We start from the raw sequence: 21,151 nt of genomic DNA, 5'->3' as shown, positions 1-21,151 counted from the left end.
GCTTTTTTTAACATTAAAATAGTTTTACCGGAAGCATCCATCCAACCGATAAAAAAATCAGGCAAATTCGGGAACGATTGCGTAAAAATATAGCTGTCCGCATGCTGCAAACTTCATATCAAATACCTCTTTTCAGATGAAAAAAGAATAGATTTGCGGACTCTTTTTTATACTTGGGCAGCGTTTTGCCAAAAACGGGCTCTATATCAATAAATTACTAACGATTACATTTATGAAAAAATCTACTGTTGGCCTGCTCGGATCCCTGTTTTTAATCCTTTTTACATTCGGGCTTTTTACAGATAGTAAAGCACAAATTATCAATGAAGGTTTTGAAGAACCGGATTGGGGTACAGGCATTAATCCAACCACCAGTGGTCAGGTTACGGTTACAGGTACATCTGTAAGTAGCACAATGACCTACTATACTGCTAGTTCTTCTACCACTACTTCAATAAATACCGTTCCAAATAATGGTGTATGGTGGTATTCAAAAGCGGCTACTACCAGCGATACAAGATTAAGAAATGTGCATTCTGCTACCCGTGGTATAAGATTAGGGTCAAGTGGCTACCTGATCACACCTGTTACTTCATCTGCAATTGTAAGTGTTACATTTTGGGCTGTAATGAATTCTCCTTTCACTGTAGGTGTTGCAACGGATACAAAAGCCGGTCAACCTACGTATTCAAGCGCAAACCCAATTCCGGGAAATTTTGCCAATTTTTCTTCATCGTTTCCGGTTAATACCGTCTTTACTTCATATAGTGTAAACTTCACAGGTGTTACCGGTCCGGTTCGTGTAGGTATTTTCAATTCAGGTGGTAGCACATCAACAATAGATGATATTATTGTTTATCAACCAACGGGTACTGTTCCTACCGTTACAACCGGAGGCGTTGTCCCAGGTATTACCAATGCTGCTACAAGCGGCACGGTAGCGCCGGGTACACTTCCTTTATTGGCAACCGGTATTATCTGGAGTGCATCTCCATTAACCAATACCAAAGCCGATACAGCTTTAACAACAAAAACATGGACACGTCCTGCAGACAACGGACCTTTTACAGATACAATTGGCCCTTTATCTCCAGGTGTAACTTATTTTTATCAAGCTTATGCTATTGGCTTGGATAATAGTGTTCATCTTGGCGCTGTGAAGAACTTTACAACAAAACCGCTGGCTCCGCCGACTGCAACAATAAAATTGAACTCAATTTCTTCAAATAAAGTAAATGCAACAGGCAATGTTCCGGATAGTGGAGGTAGTTATGTAGATGAGAAAGGATTTATATGGAGTCTAAATCCAAACCCGACTTACAATTCCAATAACGGAATAATGGCATTAGGGTCAGGAGTAAACTCATTTACCGATCTTATTAAAAGTTTACAACCTAACACAAATTACTGTGTAAAGGCATACGCTCATAATGCACAGGGCTATGGTTATAGTGCAGATACCTGTTTTAAAACCGGTCTTCCTGTTCCAACATTAACTGCAATACCGGGAACATTGGATTTTGGAGATATTTTATTTGGTGCCAATTCTTTGGTATCACAATATTATCTGACAGGTAATAATTTATCACCTGCATCGGGTGTAATTACGATTTCTGTGCCGGCCGGTGGATTTAAAATTTCATTGAACGGAAGTACAGGATTCAGCAACTCTATTACATTACCATATTCAGGAGGAAAAGTTCCTAAAACACCAATTTTTGTTCAATTCTCTGCAGCATCGTTCGGTGCATTCAATGCTGTAGTTACGCATAGTGCCCCTGGAGTTGCTGTAGGTGATGCCGATCAGGTTATACTAAAAGGTAACGTAATACAATCTCCTGATGATGTTTCTAATGCCGGAACCGATTTCTATTTAGGTTTTGGTTATCAGGAAAAAATGAGCCGTAAGGCAGGTGATGCTGATGAATGTCGTTTAAGCGTATATGTTACAAATCCTAGCACGACCCAAACTGTAAGAGTACACTGTGACCTTACTAGTGGTGGATATGCTCAACAAATGGATATTGCTCCGGGTGGATCTTATGCTTTCACCGGCTTCCCAACGGGAGATGCAACGGATGCAACCAACCCGGGTGGTTTACCTGATGCCAGGTTATTCTCTACCGGTATAAGTAATAAATCTATCCATGTATATACAGAGAAAAATATTCCGGTAGCTGTTCATATGCATTCATATACACATGGAAATACAGCTGCAGGAGCGATGGTATTCCCTACCAATACATGGAATTCATCTTATACTGTGCAGGCATTTGGTGGAGAAAGCAATAACAGCAATCCAAACTCTTTCTTCTTTGTAATTGCAAATGAAGATAATACGGTAGTAACGTTTAAGCCTACCCGACCAATCATTGATGCATCTCCGGCATCATTGTTCAATGAAAATTTGACGACTCCTGCTAATACTGCCTATGCTGCCAGTGGTACTTATACGGTTACACTTAATAAAGGTCAGGTGTTTAATGCAATTGGTGGTTTCAGTCCGGCAGGTAATGGACTTGATCTGAGTGGTACCAAAGTTTCTACAACTTGCGATAAGAAGATCACCGTATTTGGTGGTAATGGACGTTGTTTGGTTGGAGGTTTAACATGTACTCAATCTACCGGCTCGGATCATATGATACAACAAATGTTCCCTTCAGTTGCATGGGGTACTAAATACTTAACAGCTCCAACAACGAATTCTACCCCTAACTATTTCCGTATTTACTTCCAGGATTCTACATCAATAGTTAAGGTAAATGGTGTTGCTTTAACCACAGCAAACCTGGTTAAGGTAAATAACTCTGCGATATATTATCAATATCAAAGTGCCCTTCCTTTATCAATTACAAGTGATAAACCAATTAACGTAAGTCAATTCCAATTAACACCGGATTGTACTACGCAAACAGGTATTGATGGTGGTCCGGAAATGATCATTTTAAGTCCGGTAGAACAATCTATTTCAAATGTTGTATTCTTCTCTCCTACATCAGGAAAAAGTATCATTGATGGTTCGGGTGCTTACAACAGTTTTATGAATGTGATCATTCCTTCCTCTAAGGCAAGTACCTTTAAATTGGATGGCGCAACACCTGCAGCAGGTACATTTAAACCGCATCCTCAAGATGCAGGTTACTCTTATGCATCTCTTCCGGTAACATCTAAAATGAAACACTCATTAACTGCAGATACAGGATTTGTTGCCATTGCTTATGGTTATGGTGATGGAGAAAGCTATGGTTTCAATGCAGGTACAGCGGTTAAAAACCTTTCTTCATATAAATTTTCTGTTAACCCACAAGGTGGAGACTCAAGCAGTACAATTGTAAGAACTTGTGTTAGAACTCCAATAACGCTAAAAATTGGATTCCCTCATAATCCAAGCTTAGTTGACAAAATTGTTTGGTACCCTAATGATGTAAGAGTTTCTCCGAATGTGCCGAAAGACGGTGCAACATCCGGCGGTAAAGCTGTATATGAAGGTACTAAGGTTATTGACGGACGTACATTCTACATCTACTCTTCACCGGTACCATATACATTTAATGAAAATGCGTTGTATAGATTCAGTGTTACAGCCTATGGTAATTTTCTCACAGATTGTCCGGGTGAAGACCGACAAACAATTTTGGTAAACGTAGGTCAGGATAATTTAAACTTACAAGCCGATCCGAAATGTAATAACCCAACGGTTGTATTCACTGCAGATACAATACCAATGGTTGGTACAAACATATTGAGCTGGAAATGGGATTTTGGTGATAACGTAACTTCAACCACAAGCCCTCTAACTCCACAGACTCACACTTACCCGGGTACCACAACTACCGCATACAAAGTAAAACTTACTACTTTAAATAGTGTTGGCTGTTACTCGTCTGATAGTGTGAACATTGATTTTGGCGGTGGTTTGAAAGCTGATTTTGATATAAGCAAAACATCGCTTTGTACAGGAGACAACACCACATTCACTGATAAATCCTTTGGTACAGGAACTTCGGGTTCTCCAAACGATTGGAAATGGAGTTTCGGTGATGGCAAAACTTTTGACGGTGCAAATCCTCCGGCACAAACATATACAACACCAGGTGTTAAGAATATTAGCCTAACTGTAACCACTCCCATTGGATGTGTAAACAAAAAAGATAGCACTATAACGGTAGAGGCTACCCCGGTACCGAAATTCTCGGCTACTACTGCCTGCCTTGGCTCTGCTACTACTTTCACAGATGAAAGTACTATTGCAATAGGTACCATTGATACCCGTACGTGGGATTTTGGTGATGGCAGTCCGGTTGTAACAAATACTAATTCAACAGTAACACATACTTATGCTACTGATGGAAACTATACAGTTTCTTTAACTGTAAAATCTGCAGGAGGTTGCTCTCCGGCAGCACCATTTACAAAACAAGTAACAGTAGTACCTTTACCCAAAGACTCTTTCGACATTGATGTAAACTGTACTACTAAGGAAGTAACGTTTACGGATAAGTCTGTAACGAATGGCGGTACTGTTACAACTTATAATTGGACAATTGATGGATCTCCTGTAACAAAAGGTGCAACATTCAAACAAACATTTAATGATGCCCTTGAACATACAGTAACATTAAGAGTTACTACAAGTAACGGTTGTAGTAACACTGGCTTCACTAGAAAATTCACTATCAGTGTATCTCCAGTTGCAGATTTTGATATTCCTGCAAAAGTTTGTTTGCCAAACGATGCAGCGATATTTACCAATAAAACTACCATTGCTGATGGCACAGAAAGTCAGATCAGTTATGCATGGGATTTTGGTGACCTGGGTACAGCAACCCAAGCTGCTCCTGCTCCATCAACAGTTAGTCATGCTTATGCAACAGCAACCAACTTTACAGTTAAACTGACAGCAACCAGTGGTAAAGGTTGTACAAGCACGGCACAAAAAACTATCAATACCATCTTCTCTCAACCAAAAGCTAATTTCACTTTACCAACAGAAGTTTGTGTAAATGCAAAAGCTGCGTTGAGTGGAACCGGTACTGCAACAGGAAGCACTGCCGCAGAATGGTACTGGAACTTTGGTACCGGCTTTGGCGCCGTATCTAAAAAAGATACAGTAGGTGTTTGGAATGTTGCCGGCGACACTGCTATTAAACATTATTTTGTTTCTGCAGTAGGTTGTATTTCAGATACAGTTTCTAAAACAATCACTGTAAATGCACTTCCGGTAAACTTATTTGATAAAGACATTGATTGTAGCATCAAGAAAGTAACCTTCACCGATAAATCAACAGTACCGGCAGGTTCATCTGTTGTTAAACGCCATTGGGTATTTGGTGATGGTACGAGAGATGATGCAAACAATGCAACAGTAACGCATACATACACTGGTACCGGTCCGTATACTGCTACGCTTTGGATAGAATCATCTAAAGGTTGTCAGGATTCTACAAACAGAGCAACTGTAACCTTTACGATCAGTGCAACACCTGCATCAAGTTTTGATCTGCCAACAACAAATATTTGTTTACCTGCAGGCATTGCAACTTTTGTTAATACTTCAACAATTTCAGATGGCACTCAATCCAGCTTCCAAAATATTTGGGATTATGGTGATGGTGCTAAAAAAGATACTACTATTGGTTTAGCTCCTGCAAGCCATCAATTCACAGGCGTTGGCCCTTATACTGTTAAACTAACTACTATCAGTATCAATGGTTGTACGAATGCGGCTACACCAAAAGTGATCAGCAATATTTTTGCTCAACCAAAAGCAAGCTTTACTGCACCAACGGAAACCTGTCTAAACAGTCCTGCTTCTTTCTCAAGCACCGGCACAGCAGCAGCAAGTACTGCAGCATCATGGTATTGGGATCTGGGCAACGGTTCATTCGGTACATTATCTAAAAAAGATACGGTTGCTTCGTGGTCTGTAAGCGGTCCGCAAACGATCAAACATTATTTTGTTTCTGCTGCAGGTTGTACTTCAGATACAGCTGAAAAAATTGTTACTGTCAATCCATTACCGGTTGCTTCATTCACGCAAGCTGCGGTTGGTTGTGCAGGCAAAGTAGTCAACTTTACTGATGCTTCTACTGCAACAGCCCCTGCTACAATCGTTGAATGGAAATGGTATTTTGGTGATGGACAAACTGCAACAGTTAACACTGCAGGTACTACTCACACCTATGATCTTGGAGGAAGTTATAATGCTAAACTTGTTGTGAAAGACAGCAAAGGTTGTTATAGCGATACATTCAGATTAACGGTTAATGTATACCCTAACCCTGTTCCATTATTTACCGTAACAGATATTTGTTTACCGAACGTAAACGCAGTTTTCACCGATGCAAGTACTATTACTTCCGGTAGCATCACAGATTGGAAATGGAGCTTGGGTGATAATACAGATACCTTGCATCTATCTACATTTACACATGCTTACCCGGCGGGTGGGGTGTATTCTGTAATTCTTACTGCTACATCTGATCAGGGATGTACCACTACAGGGGCTCCGGTAAATGTAACAGCTGTTAGTGCGCCAATTGCAAAAGACAGTATAGTAAACGCAAACAGACTTTGTAGCAGTACGCCTGTTACATTGATCAATGAATCTGTTCCAAATGGATTTGGAAGTGTTTCGAAAATAGAAATATTCTGGGACTATACAGGCGATCAAACTAAGAAAACAGTTGATAATGCTCCGGTAACATCAGGCATTTACACATTCAAATATCCTGATCTGTCGGCTGATAAGAACTACGATGTATTGATCAGAGCATATTCTAATAATGGTTGTTTCAAAGATTCTGTAAGAACCATTGCTGTATTGGCATCACCAGCTTTACAATTTGCTCCTCTTGCAAATATTTGTGAAGAAAAAGACACAATACAAATAGCAATACCTGTAGATGCAAACAGTCTTCCGATAGATTCGGCATACTTTACCGGAGATGGAATCATTAACAACACTAACCAATTCTTCCCATTACTAGCCGGTCCGGGTAATCATATCATTACCTATACCGATACAGCTACTAACGGATGTGTTAGCCAGGCATCTCAACCAATTTTCGTGTATGCTACACCGAAGATCAGAATGGATAATTTAAGAACGGTATTATTGGGTGATAATGTTACACTTAACCCTACGGTTGAAGGTAATATACAAACCTATACATGGTCGCCAAATACTTACTTAGATAATCCTGCGATCTTGAAACCTGTAAGTACACCATTGGAAGACATTACTTACAAATTGCATGTTGTAACAAAAGATGGTTGTGAATTTGATAGTTCGGTTAAAGTATTGGTTCTTCAAGACTTTAAAGTTCCAAATACATTTACGCCAAATAACGACGGTAGAAATGACTTCTGGATAATAGAACAATTACCAAGGTTCCCGATACAAAGAGTTCAGGTGTTTAACCGCTATGGTCAAGTTGTTTATGAAACAAGAAAATACGATCCTAAAGGCTGGGACGGTAACTTTAAAGGAAAACCTTTACCGATAGGTACTTACTATTATATCATTGAATTAGATGGTATGGTAGATCCTAAAGTAGGTTACATAACTATCCTCAAATAAGATTTAGAACATTAACGAAAAAATGCTTTTATGAATAAGTTTAAATTGATGATTGTAGGAATGCTTGTACTGGGTGGCAATGTTTTTGCCCAGCAAAAGCCTTATTACACTCAATACATTCTGAACAATTATATTCTTAATCCTGCCTTAACAGGTATTGAGAATTATACAGATCTGAAACTTAGCTACCGTGACCAATGGACGAATATTCCCGGAGCTCCACAAACAATGTACATGACAGTACATGCTCCAATCGGTAAGGCTGATTACAAAACCACACCTACCTCTTTTGAGCCATCGGGAGAAAATTCTGTTGGTAATGATTGGTACGAAGAGAACGTAACATCTCCTACTCACCATGGTGTTGGTTTAAGTATCATCAATGATAAAACAGGTTATCTTAGCCGTTTTAGTGTTGCGGCTTCTTACGCATACCATAAAGGCTTAAGCCCAAAAACAACTTTATCATTAGGTTTTCAGGCAGGACTTTCAAGTGTAACTGTAGATCGTTCAAAAATCGATTGGGGTAATACATCAATGGATCCTAATGATCCTGCGATTGGATATGCAACCGGCGAACTCAAAAAATCTGTACCTGAATTAGGCGTTGGCCTTTGGTTCTATTCACAGGATTTCTTTGTGGGTGCATCAATGCTAAATATTGTGCCGGCAAAAACAAGATTTGTAAAAGACAGCAAATATGGAACTTACTTAGTTCCTCACACTTTTGTATCGGGTGGTGTTCGTGTTCCAATGTCAAGCGGGCTTACTTTCCTTCCTTCGGTTTTAGTACAATGGATCAATCCTGAACCTGTACAAGTTCATGCGAATATGAAATTTCAGTATGAAAATAAATTATGGTTTGGAGCAAGTTATCGTCATACAGATAAGTTGGGAGGTTTTGCAGCAATGGCCGGTGTGAATATCAGCAATACATTGAACATAGGATACTCTTATGATTTTGCCAGTACTTCAAGACTAAGAAATTATCAGGGTAATACACATGAAATTGTTGTAGGATTCTTATTAGGCAATAGCTTCAGATTTAAATGCCCTACTTGTCATTGGTAAAATATTTTTCAATTAATAAAAAAAGTCCGAAAATAATTTTCGGACTTTTTTATTTGAAAGATGCAACTATCCATATTTAATAGTTTCTTTTTTACCCGGTGCACAATCTAAAGATTTTCCGGTAACGATGAATTTACAGCTGTTTCTGTTTGACGCTTCGGCATCAATAACAATTTCATCTTTCGTAATTTTTATATTAAACCTATTCCCTTTATAGATCATATTAAACTGAAGAGCATTCCATTTTTTATATAACCTCGGATCAATGGTCACATACTCATCTCCTGCCTTAACACCACCGAAGCCAAATACAGCTGTCATCCATGCGCCACCGTTAGCCGCCGGATGTGATCCACCCATAAATATAGTTCCTACATACACTTTATACTTAGCTTCGATATCTATTTTAGCTGTTTTCAGGAAATATTCATATGCAAAATCAGTATTGCCAAATTCTGTTGCTACCATGGCATAAGCACAAGCACTTAAACTAGAGCCATGCTCTGTACGGGGTTCGTAATACTCCCAATTTGCTTTTTTAATTTCTTTTGGATAACGATCCTTGAACATATTCAGCATCATTACCACATCGGCTTGTTTGATCACCTGTGTTGGAACAGCCAAACCCTGCCCTGCTCCTAAATATTCATTCGGGTGGATCATCTTACTTTTTAATTCTTTTATGCTTATCTCTTTCAATTTGAAGTAAGTATCAAATTGTTCGATAACTTTAGTGTGCTTATCCGGCTGAGGTATGTACAACAGCTTTTCAGCTTCTACAAAAAGAGGCAACTCATTGGCAATATTGATTTTCGTTATAAGTGTATTGAACGCTTCCTGATGATTTTGTTTCAAATATTTTACAGTTGCATTGGCAATTTCAAAAGTAGCTTTTGCAACCATATTTGTAAATGCATTATTATTAACCCGTTCGTGATATTCATCAGGCCCGATCACATCTAAAATTTCGAATCTGTTTTTATTTCTGTTGAAATAAGCGTAAGAAAAATAAAAACGGGCACATTCTAAAATAACTTCAGCACCACCCTCCAGTAAAAGACTATCGTCTCCGGTTAGTTTAAAATATTCCCACATGGCAATAGCAACATCACCACTAATGTGTACCTGTTTATCTCTGAAATGTGTACGAAGGTCTCTTCCTGTATTGGGATCTCCTATATTGAAATACGTACAAGCGTCGTCACCATCATCCTGACTTTCCCATGCATAAAACGCTCCTTCAAATCCAACACTTTCTGTTTTCGCTTTTCTTCTTGCTCCATCCAGTGTTTTAATTCTGTAACGCATTAACTCCACTGCCTTTTCAGGATAGGTATATAGAAAGAACGGAAACATGAACATCTCCGTATCCCAAAAAATAGCTCCCTTATAAACTTGCCCGGATAAAGCCCTTGCAGGAATAGAATTAGCACTGCCATTCACAGGTGCAACAATTAATAATTGAAAAATGCTATAACGCAAAGCTTGTTGCGCCTCAGCATCTCCATCTATCAATACATCGCAATAAGCCCATTTTTTTGCCCATGCAGCATTGTGTTCAGCCAGATTTTTTTCATAACCTACCACCCTTACTGCCTTTACAGAATTAATTGCTGCTTCAGTTAAGCTACCATCAACGCTATCATTTTCAGTAAACACAGAAAAGTATTTGTAGAATGTGTATACTTTTCCGGCAGCTGCATCCAATGATAATACACGTAAATTTTGATTGTTTTTTACTTCATGTACTTCAGTACCGAATGATGCATCGATCATTTCTGCAACAACAACCTTTTTACGCAATTCATTGGTAACCGCCTGTACTAACAGTGCGTCATTGTTTTTTTCAAGTTGAAGGTCAACAAGATGCTTCCCATTCAAATCCCAGATATTGCAATCAATACCGGTATTGATCTTTATTGAAGCTTTTTTATCAACAGAAAAACTATATTTAATAATACCGATATTTGGTTTATCTGCACACAAAAATCTTGCAGTATTAACTGTAAGTACTTTGCCATTTACTTCGTAAACTGTTTCTCTTTCAAAAACAGCATTGACTAAACCCAGCGTTTGGCTGTGCCTTTTTACCAAACTTGTTAATGCTGAAACTTCGTTATCATCTACCGTTAGTTTTGTATAACCACCATTAGGGGCATTTACAGGTTCTCTCCAGGAATCTCCTACTCTGTCAAAAATACCTGCAATGGTTATACCTACCAATTCATCGAGCCCAAATTCGTCAAGTGTACCACGGTAACCCATGTAGCCGTTTGCAATTTGGTAAACGTTGCCCATGCGCATGATGCTTTCTTTCTCATTTATAAATTGATCAGCGCTTACTTTCCAGCCTTTGCTCATAATGAATGACGGTCTTTTGGATCTTTAACAAATAACATTAATACTCCTGCAATGATCATTGCAATGCCTCCCAATACAATTGCATATATGGCATTACCATTTAATACAGTTTTTACGAGCAGGCCAAGTAAGGCTGCCGCAAGTATTTGAGGAATAACAACAAAATAATTGAACATACCCATGTATACCCCCATTTTTTTCTGCGGCACTGTACTGCTTAAAATGGCATAAGGGAATATCAGCAAACCTGCCCATCCAATACCAATACCTATCTCCGAGAGTATTAATAAATTAGGGCTGTTAAAAAAGTACATAGATATTAAACCTAAACCGCCGGCAAGTAAACAAAGGAAATGGGTTTTTACCCTTGTAAACCTTCTTGCAATTAGCGGCAATAAAAATGCGACCAATGCCGCTACACCGTTATAGACAGAGTTTAGTACTCCTACCCAATCAGCACCATCATTGTATTCTTTCCCCACTCTTTTTAGTTCTACCTTATCTGCAGCCGAGAAAATTGTATTGGCGCTATCTGCATAATGATTAGCCAGGTTAACTGAAACATTTACAGGATTATCATTTGGTCTATATTTATTTATATCATTAATGTCTGCCTGCAGTGCTTCGAATTGATGTTTCGTTTTCTCATCGATAGACGGTTGTTTTAAAACAGCATCAATATCTTTTTGCATGGCAAGAACTACCTCTTTGCCTACTTTCATATTATACTTTGTGCTTGTTATTGCATTGGTGCTATAGATCCACATCGCAAATAAAGCAAACCAGGTAAATATTGTTACAACAGCCAATTGTTTCATTGCAACAGGCATGTTGTTCATATCATAAATGATCTCAACCAGGCCGGCTCTTTGTCCTGCATTATATAATTGTGCCGTAATCAACTGTAAGATCCCGTAAGCAGCAATCGCTAATGATAGAATATATATTTCTTTATCCCAACCAAATTGATAAATAATAAAAGTTGTGATCAAACCTGCAATCAAATAAATTGAACCTGAAGTGAAATATTTTTTTGTATTAAGCACTAGTTCATCCCCTTCTTTTGCCGCATCATTTATTTCATTTCCTTCAAATGCAGCTTGCTCTTCAGGAGAGTATTCTTTTGTGGTAAAGATCGTCCACAAAACAGCACATATATAAATGATGCCACCAGTATAAAATGCAAACTTAACAGATGGGGGTATAATGCCTTCCGGTGCAGTATTAGATACTCCCAATGCTTTAGTGATGAGCCATGGTAACAATGACCCCACAATAGAAGCTGCACCAATAAAGAAAGTTTGCATGGCAAAACCCTTTGTTCTTTGTTCATCCGGCAACATATCTCCGACAAATGCTCTCATTGGCTCCATCGTAATATTGATCGATGCATCTAACATCCACAACATACCGGCAGCAACCCATAATGCAGGCGAATTAGGCAATATCAACAAAGCCAGTGATGCAAGAATAGCACCTACCAAAAAATATGGTTTACGACGGCCCAAACGATTCCATGTTCTATCACTCATGTAACCTATTATGGGCTGAATGATCAATCCCGACAAAGGTGCTGCAATCCACAATCCTGGAATTGCATCTTGTTTAGCACCAAGCGTTTCGAATATACGGCTGAGGTTACTGTTTTGTAGAGCAAACCCAAATTGAATTCCGATGTATCCGAAACTCATATTCCATAATTGCCAGAAACTTAATAAAGGTTTTTTTTTCATATTGCTGTTTTAGATGTAGACTAAAATATGTATTGCAAACGTTATACTTTTTCTTTTTTTACGAGTATGAGTTTATTTATTTCGTCTATGCTTAGCTGTGATAGATCTTCAACCACCACATCTGCGCCGTTACTTTTCAACTCATGTTCATTTTCTTCTCTAGCCACACCTATTACCAAACCAAAATTCCCTTTCGCTCCAGCTTGTACACCGGATACAGCATCTTCCACTACTACAGCACGACTATATTCTACACCAAGATTATTGGCTGCAGTTATAAAAATATCCGGCTCAGGTTTTCCCTTTAAACCAATTTCTGCAGCCACTACTCCATCAACACGTGTTTCAAACAAATGCATCACTTTTGCCTTTTCTAAAATGAGCACACAGTTTTTACTGGAAGTTGCCACACCTATTTTGATGCCTTTTTTAATCAGATCATTGATCAAAATAATGGTAGAGTCATATAAAGCCACTCCATCTTTCTCCATTATTTTATTGAACAACTCATTCTTCCGGTTGCCCAAACCGCAAACTGTTTCTTTTCCTGATTCGTCTCCAGAGTCGCCAAAAGGAATATCGATACCCCTTGATTCTAAAAATCGATGAACCCCTTGATACCTAGGTCGACCATCCACATAGGGTAAATAATCGTTGGTATGTGTAAATTCCTTAAAAGGTTCATTGTATTTTTTTTCCCTGAAATGCAGATATTCATCAAACATATTTTTCCAGGCTGTTGAATGGACAACCGCTGTTTGAGTAATAACCCCGTCCATATCAAAGATCACCGCATCAAAATTCAGCATAATGTAATAAAAGGGAGAACCCCAAAAAAATTAGAAGTAAATAATAGATTGCAATCGTTATAAAATCAGCATTTTATCAAGCTAACAAATATAAAGAAACTAAAAAGGCATTGACAAGCAATATAGCAAATACATAGTAAATATTTCAAAAAAAGGAATATCTAGCACTATAACTAATTGATTAACATATGCATAAATTTACATTATCAAAAATAATATATATTCAAAAGCATACGATATTCAAGAATTTTATTGTACAAAAAATAGCTTGGTATTAGTGTCAATCAAAAGATAAAGAAGAATCTGTGGACTTTTTATTAGATAAGAATTTATTTTTCCAAGCCGCCAATGCAGCCAGTAGCGTCATTAGTATTAACAAAGAAAGACCTTTGGCAAGGCCAGCTTTTTCAGAAATGAAACCTACAATTGAAGGTCCGACAAGGAACCCCACCAACCCTCCGGTAGTTACCATTGCAAAGCCCTCAACCGAGCTCAAGCCCGGAATATTAGCCGATGCCCTGAATAATATCGGCACAGTACAACAGCACCCCAACCCTATTAAGATATACCCTGCAATAGCCACTACAATTCCGGGTGCTAGTACTACAATTAAGAAACCTAATGATGCCAGTAGGCTCCCTGCAATAACCAATTTTTTGCTGCCAAATTTTGAGAACAGCATATCTCCATTTAACCTACCAAGGGTCATTGCTATTGAAAAACCTGCATACCCCAGACTTATGAATGTTTTAGGAGCATGCAATACTTCTTTAAAATAAATTGCACTCCAATCTGCCACACAACCTTCAGCCATAAAACTAACCATACACATAAATGAAATTCCGAGTATTGTCAATGACGGAAATTTAACGTTCGATCTTGAGTGAATGATATCATTATTCGCCAACAAATGCTTTCTGTTAGAAATGATAACGGAAATGATCACAGCAGCAACAATAGTGATCTGCCAGCCGGAAGGAATATGTAAGTAAAACAACAATGCCGCTACACCTGCGCTGACTGCACCACCAAGGCTATACATTGCATGACATGTACTCATCATAAGCTTACCAAATTTCCTCTCCATAATATTCACTGTTGCATTGGATGCAACTCCATTCAGAAAACTAACTACACCGAAACAATAAAGACTGACCCAAAACATTACACGATTTACCGAATTGATCTGTAATAACATGATACAACACAATATTATATAACCCACCAGCATCCACTTTCCTACCGTTATCTTACTAAATACTCTTGTTGAAATAAGCATTCCCGATATGGCACCTAATGGAGAAAATAATAATGACAGACCAACCGTTCCATCCGTTAATCCTAAACTTGCTTTAATACCAGGTATGGAAGCCACCCAAATACCGAACAAGAGACTTGAAGTAGCAAATAAAAAACCGACAGCTAATGCAGGTTTATTTTTTATAAAGGAAGAGATGTTTTTTAACATAGAAAACAAACTGATCATCTTTGATTGATGATCTTAAAAAAATCAGTTGTTGATTTTTTTTCAAAAGTAACACATCGAAAAGTATTTTATGTTTTGAATTCAAAGAAAGTGATATGCCTGGTTATGAATATTTTTCAAGAAATAAATTTTAATCACATCTCTGCATATTGCTAACAACTTTGATCAAGATAAATAAACTAATTGAACTTACTCCTACTTGGTTATAGATCTTTCATGCATTTAAACAATCAACGTTTTTTTTAGAATCCTGTAAGATCAAAAACTAAGCTATTTGACTATATTTTGCCTATATATCAATAATATTAATTCGCATTTAACTAATTGATACACATTATAATTATTACTTAAAAGCTTAATACTGAAAAAAACATTTATATATACTCAATATTATTGCAAATACTCTTTCTATTTTGTAGTTTTACATTAACGATGTCATGCTTCAGCGATATGATTCATGCTTTTCAATTAAGTGATTGAGTTATTGCCGATAAGCCATAGATTATTACTAAAACCTTCTGCTGCTTGCATTAAGCCGTAATCCCATATTCTATCTTTTAACTTTTTTAAATAAAACTAAAAGATGATCATTAATTGTACACTAAAAAACAGAACGCATAATTATTTTGATTTAAGCGGCGATCAGCTTATCACTCACCTACTGTATCCCTTTTTTTTAAAATTGAGGATATATATTCCTTTCATCCTTTTGCTTTTAGCTAGCACTGACACTATTAAAGCGCAATACTCAGCAGTAACAATCAACAATAGCGTAGGTATCAATGCTTCAACCGGAGGAGTATGGACAACTTCTGGTTCAGGTGCTACGCTTTTGTATACATTTACACCAAATGCGTCTACAGCAACAGTAAGTGTTGCAGAAATACAAAACATACTTACCGGTACAGCAACAGGTACAATTACAGGTGGGGTATCAATTACTGCGTCAACACCAGGAAGTGTAACAATTAAATCAGCTACTTCATCAGGCGGTACAAGTACAGGTAGTATAACTGTAGGTTCTGCAATAACAGCCGCTAATCCTTCAACAAGTAATTCATATACCTTAACGCTTAATGCAAGTGGTAATGGAAACGTAACGATCAGCAGTGCCATTAATTTAACTGGTAAAACAAATTCAGGATTGGCTTCTACTGCTTTGTCTGCTGGAGGCTTAGGTGATAGTGTAGTTGTAAAAGCAGGCCCTAGCAATACCGTTAGTATTAGTGCAGCTATTACCACAACAGGTGGCGTAGGCTCTCAACCTACAACCGGTACAACTGCTGGTGGTAACGGTGGCATTGGTGCTAATATAAATATTTCCGGTCCTGGAGGAATAACAATTACAACCGGTGGAATACTGACGGCTTTGGGAGGAAATAGTGGTGCAGCAAATGGCAATGCCGCATTTGGTAATGGTGGCAATGGAGGTAAAGTAATATTGAGCGCTGTATCCGGCGCCATATCAATTTCCGGCTCTGCTGTTGCTATTCTTACTTCCGGTGGTGCAGTAACAAGTACGAGTGGTTCAAATGGCGGATCGGGCGCTAATGGAAGTTCGGGTAATGCCGGAATAGTTGACATTTCAGCTTCAGGTAATATCTCAATTGGAGCCAATACAGGAATTACAGCTATAGGTGGAAACAACGGTGGGTGTAACCAATGTGCTACAGTAGGCGCCGGCGGAACCGGCAATACAGTTACTATAAATTCAAGTGGCGGCACTGTTACTGTTAGTGCGCCAATAAATACAACAGGCGGAACAGGAGGAGCAGCAAAAAATAGTAACACTTCTTCAAATGGCGGTGCTGGCGGTGCAGTTAATATCACAGCTAGTGGTTCAGGTGGCATCAGTTTAACATCCACAATAACTACAAATGGTGGTATTGGTGGACCACATACCAATGGAGGTAATGGCTCTCCGGGAACAGGTGGTACAGCTGGCAATATAACTTTTGCCGGCGCATCTGTAAGTACTTCCGGTGCCTTAAGTGCCACCGGAGGAACTACCAGTGCAGGAAATGGTGGAACAGGTGGTGCAGGTGGTAGTGGCGGAATAGTATCAATTGGTACTTCCGGCACTCCAATTGCCGGAAGCATAACCATAGGCTCAACAATTACTACTAACGCTGCTGCCGGTACAAATGCGTCAAATGGTGTTGGTGGTAATGGTGGTAATGCAGGCGCAATCAACATTTATGCAACAGGAAATATACAAGTAAATACTTCTTCAGCTATTTCAGCTATAGGTGGCGGATCTGGTAGCGCATCTAGTTCCGGAGTAGGAAAACCTGGCGGCACAGGTGCAAATATTACTGTCAATACTACTGGTGGAACTATTACCTTAAATAGTTTATTGAGTTCTGCCGGAGGAAATGGCGGTAGTCCGGCATGTTGCGCCAATGTATTAGCCGGCACCAGTGGAACAGGGGGTAATATTAATGTAACGGCTACTGGTAATATTTCAATTACAGCCGGACTAACTTCTATCCCAGGTACAACGCCGCAATCAGGATCCAGCTCAAATGGTGCTACCGGCGGAAATGCAGGCAATATAACAGTTAATTCATCATCGGGTTCTGTATCAATAACGTCTGTTGCAATTACAGCTACTGGTGGAACCGGTGGACAAAGCGGTAGCAATGGCGGTTTAACAGGTGGTACCGGTGGTACTGGAGGAACTATTAGCATTACAGGATCTAACGGTATTACATGTACGCAAAATATTACTGCTACCCGTGGTTCCGGTGGAACAGGCACAGGTGCATCAGGATCAAATGGTACCGGTGGCGATATTACCATTACCGATGGCGCCGCAACTGTAACTACCGGTGGTAGTACGAATGATGGAATTTCAGGAATAATTTCCGGACGGAATTTTACAAGTTCAGGATCAGGTAAATTAAAACTCACCGGAGTAAATACATATACAGGAACAACAACTGTAAATAACGGAACAGTCATAATCGGCACACAAAATACTATCCCCACCAATAGTAATATGGTTTTAAACAGCGGATTTTTAAGCACTTCCGGTGGTGTGGGTGACGCAACAACAAATGTTAGTAGCGGCACCAACACTTTAGGCACACTAACGTTAACGGGCAACTGCGGAATTATCTTGGGTAATACAGCTCATTCCATCAAGTTTGCAAATAGTAGTGGAGTTACCTGGACTTCTGCCACACTCAATATTACCAATTGGGCTACCAACCCAAGTACAACCGGCACCTACGGTAAATTCTTTGTAGGTACACTAAGTTCGCATTTAATTGCCGGACAGTTAGCTGTAATATATTTCAATGGCAATACTTGTTCGGCCTCAGCATACCTCACTCCAGTTACAGGCGAAGTAGTACCCACAGTCTTTTATACATTAACAGGTGCTTCATTTACTTCGCCTTGCGTTAACTCTACTACAACAATTAATTTAACCGGACTTGCATCCGGTACATTTGCAGCAGGTTACACTATTGGATCAAGTTCTTTTACTTCTTCTTCCTTTACACCTGCTTCGGGAAGTGCAAGTTTTACTTCAACAACCATTACAGCTGCAATGGCAGGTCAGGCAATAACAATTACTTCTTTAACATTAGGTGGATGCACCCAAACATTTAATGTTGCCGCTGGCACACTTACTTCTAAAGCTTATGTAGAATGGCTTAATACAGGATCTACAACCTGGGATCTGCCAAGTAACTGGTGTGGAGGTATCCCATCAGCAACAGATAGTGTTGTTATAACAAATTATGGCGGAAGTGCCTCCTATCCTATTATTACTACAGGCGTAGCTGCTTTATGTAAAGGTATTTCCATACAAACCAATGCTGCTGTTACAATCAATAGTGGAGGTTCCCTAACAGTAAGTGGAATTTATACAAGCTCCGGCACATTTACCAATAATGGTGATCTGAATTTCAATGGCACTTATCCGCAAGTGTTCCCGGGAGCAACAGGCTCCGTTTCTGCACAAAATAATATTACTATAAACAATGCAGCCGGAATTACGTTCAATAACAACTTTTCCATCAGTGGGGCACTTACACCATCTTCAGGAATCGTTAATCTGAATAACGCTATTGTTACAATTCTTTCTACAGTAAGTAAAACTGCTCGTGTAGGCGTAGTCGGTAGTACGGCAGGATTTAGTTACACAGGCACAGGAAAATTCTGTGTAGAAAGATATATGGATATAGCCACTACTATTTCAGCAAGAAGATGGCATTTACTTACAGTACCTTTTAAAAACGATGGAAATGCTGAAACTGTAAGACAAGCATGGCAAGAAAATGCTACTCCAACAACTGCGACTACAGATGCAACAAATTCAATAACAGGCTACAACCCTAATCCCGGTTACGGAACACATATTACCAAGAGTACTATAGCCAACGGCCCTACTGATGGTTATGATGTTGGAAGTACCAATAATCCATCAATGTACTATATTAAACCCGGAGGGGTTATAGGCACAAATGTTCAATACCATACACTAACCAATACAGACACGATCATCACATCAAAAGAAGCATTTATGATCTTTGTTCGTGGAGATAGAAGTATTCAGATCAGTAATCAATATATCACTGCGAAGCCTACTACGCTGAGAGCAAAAGGATATTTATATGCAGGCGATACAACAAAAACACTGTTACCTTATTTTAATGTATTGGGAAACCCGTATGCTTCTGCCATACATGTTGATGGATTGACTTTTCACGGGCAGCCTTACAGCACTTCTGGCTATACATTATATCTTTTTGATCCAAAAGTAGTAGGCGGCTCAACCAATCCTGTAGGCAAATTTATTGAAGTTACAAGTGATGGAAATGGTGAGTACACAATCCCTCTTAACGAGAGTGGTTACGACGAACTTGATCCCATAATACAATCGGGTGTAGGTTTTGGAGTTTACTCACAATCCGCCCCTCATACGTTCGGCTTCCATGAAGCAGATAAAGAAACAAGTAGTTCGAATATAGGTTTATCAAGCAGGCCGGTCGGCATTAATAAAGTAACAAAAATATACACTACGATGTATGCATTACGAGATGACAATAGCTTATCCATTGCTGATGCTGTGGCAAATACCTATTCTCCAACATACGAAAATGAGGTCAACGAAAAAGATGCTATCAAACTTGCGTCGTTTAACGTAAAAGAAGGCTTAAGTATTTTAAGCAATGGAAAAGAACTTGCAGTTGAAAAAAGAAAATTGCCAAATCAAAATGACACTATTTTTCTTTTGACCAAACTACTTAGTAATAAAACCTATCAGTTCAAATTTCGTGTACAAAATTTCAGTCCGTCATTGAATGCTTATCTGGAAGATAAATATACGGGCACATCAATGCCGATCGATGTAAGTGGAAACAATACAGGCTTCTACAATTTCACAATAGATAACAGCAATGCAGCTTCTGCAGACATCAATCGATTTAAGATCGTTTTCAGACGTAGCAGTGATGGTCCGCTCCCTGTAAAATTTGTGGATGTGAAAGCAACTCAATTGACAGATAAAGCTGAAATCAAAATTGAATGGAATATTGCAGACGAAATAAATACTAAAGAATACATTGTAGAAAGATCTGATGACGGAATTAATTTTACACAGATAGCAATTGTAAATGTAGGAGGCAATGGAGTATATAACTGGATAGATAAAGACATACAATCTGGTGCAAACTTCTACCGAATCATAAGTATCGGAATCAACGCTGAAAAAGTGTATAGCAAAATTGTAAGTGTAAGAGTTTCTTCACTACAACAACCATTTGCTGTATATCCAAATCCGATAAAAAACAATGTGATCAATTTATACATGCATAATAAACCAACAGGATTATATTCTATACGTTTATTAAATAGCATAGGTCAGATAATGTTTACCGATAAGTTCTATCATACTGAATCAAATCAAGCAGAAATAATCAAGCACAAAAACAATTTGGCAAGAGGTATTTATCATCTTGAGATAGTCGGTCCGGATAATACATCGATTATACTGAAAGTAACAAAATAGCAATCGTTGATTTTAAGAGAGCCCCCCCTTTTATATCAATAAAATACTCAATAAAAAAGTAGGAACAACAATGCTCCTACTTTTTGT

General features: G+C 38.6%; 7 protein-coding genes. 3 read left to right on the top strand and 4 right to left on the bottom strand.

Annotated features, from left to right (window positions below; translation table 11 throughout):
* Positions 1 to 232: 232 nt before the first annotated feature.
* Together ACQ33O_RS09740 and ACQ33O_RS09735 are read left to right on the top strand one after the other, a co-directional pair.
* Positions 233 to 7,582, top strand: coding sequence for a PKD domain-containing protein (locus ACQ33O_RS09740; RefSeq protein WP_430995385.1), 7,350 nt, complete (start codon positions 233 to 235; stop codon positions 7,580 to 7,582).
* 30 nt (positions 7,583 to 7,612) lie between these two features.
* A complete protein-coding gene (locus tag ACQ33O_RS09735; RefSeq protein WP_430995384.1) occupies positions 7,613 to 8,653 on the top strand; it encodes a PorP/SprF family type IX secretion system membrane protein in 1,041 nt (346 codons plus the stop codon).
* A gap of 66 nt (positions 8,654 to 8,719) precedes the next feature.
* Here ACQ33O_RS09735 and ACQ33O_RS09730 read toward each other — a convergent pair whose 3' ends face one another.
* From ACQ33O_RS09730 to ACQ33O_RS09715, 4 genes are all read right to left on the bottom strand, one after another.
* Positions 8,720 to 11,014: a glycosyl hydrolase family 65 protein gene (locus ACQ33O_RS09730; protein ID WP_430995383.1), complete on the bottom strand. Its 2,295-nt coding sequence runs from the start codon at positions 11,012 to 11,014 to the stop codon at positions 8,720 to 8,722.
* Entirely contained in the window at positions 11,011 to 12,747 is a 1,737-nt protein-coding gene (locus ACQ33O_RS09725) for an MFS transporter (RefSeq protein ID WP_430995382.1), read from the bottom strand. Before ACQ33O_RS09725 ends, ACQ33O_RS09730 begins: the two co-directional genes overlap by 4 nt.
* A 41-nt stretch (positions 12,748 to 12,788) precedes the next feature.
* Positions 12,789 to 13,556, bottom strand: coding sequence for an HAD family hydrolase (locus ACQ33O_RS09720; protein ID WP_430995381.1), 768 nt, complete (start codon positions 13,554 to 13,556; stop codon positions 12,789 to 12,791).
* 280 nt (positions 13,557 to 13,836) lie between these two features.
* Positions 13,837 to 15,024, bottom strand: a complete 1,188-nt coding sequence (locus ACQ33O_RS09715) for an MFS transporter (RefSeq protein ID WP_430995380.1) — start codon at positions 15,022 to 15,024, stop codon at positions 13,837 to 13,839.
* Positions 15,025 to 15,625: 601 nt separating this feature from the next.
* On the opposite strand from ACQ33O_RS09715, the gene ACQ33O_RS09710 reads away from it, so the two are divergent.
* A complete protein-coding gene (locus ACQ33O_RS09710; RefSeq protein WP_430995379.1) occupies positions 15,626 to 21,064 on the top strand; it encodes a beta strand repeat-containing protein in 5,439 nt (1,812 codons plus the stop codon).
* The last annotated feature ends 87 nt before the right edge of the window (positions 21,065 to 21,151 follow it).

Source organism: Ferruginibacter sp. SUN002, from assembly GCF_050611725.1.
Lineage (GTDB): Bacteria > Bacteroidota > Bacteroidia > Chitinophagales > Chitinophagaceae > Ferruginibacter.
Note: the sequence above shows the minus strand (reverse complement) of the source record. Positions and strands in the feature narration are given on the sequence as shown.

What these genes read in the sequence shown, in the direction of transcription:
- ACQ33O_RS09740 (WP_430995385.1), top strand. Translation starts at nt 233, where the DNA reads ATGAAAAAATCTACTGTTGGCCTGCTCGGATCCCTGTTTTTAATCCTT.
- ACQ33O_RS09735 (WP_430995384.1), top strand. Translation starts at nt 7,613, where the DNA reads ATGAATAAGTTTAAATTGATGATTGTAGGAATGCTTGTACTGGGTGGC.
- ACQ33O_RS09730 (WP_430995383.1), bottom strand. Translation starts at nt 11,014, where the DNA reads ATGAGCAAAGGCTGGAAAGTAAGCGCTGATCAATTTATAAATGAGAAA.
- ACQ33O_RS09725 (WP_430995382.1), bottom strand. Translation starts at nt 12,747, where the DNA reads ATGAAAAAAAAACCTTTATTAAGTTTCTGGCAATTATGGAATATGAGT.
- ACQ33O_RS09720 (WP_430995381.1), bottom strand. Translation starts at nt 13,556, where the DNA reads ATGCTGAATTTTGATGCGGTGATCTTTGATATGGACGGGGTTATTACT.
- ACQ33O_RS09715 (WP_430995380.1), bottom strand. Translation starts at nt 15,024, where the DNA reads ATGTTAAAAAACATCTCTTCCTTTATAAAAAATAAACCTGCATTAGCT.
- ACQ33O_RS09710 (WP_430995379.1), top strand. Translation starts at nt 15,626, where the DNA reads ATGATCATTAATTGTACACTAAAAAACAGAACGCATAATTATTTTGAT.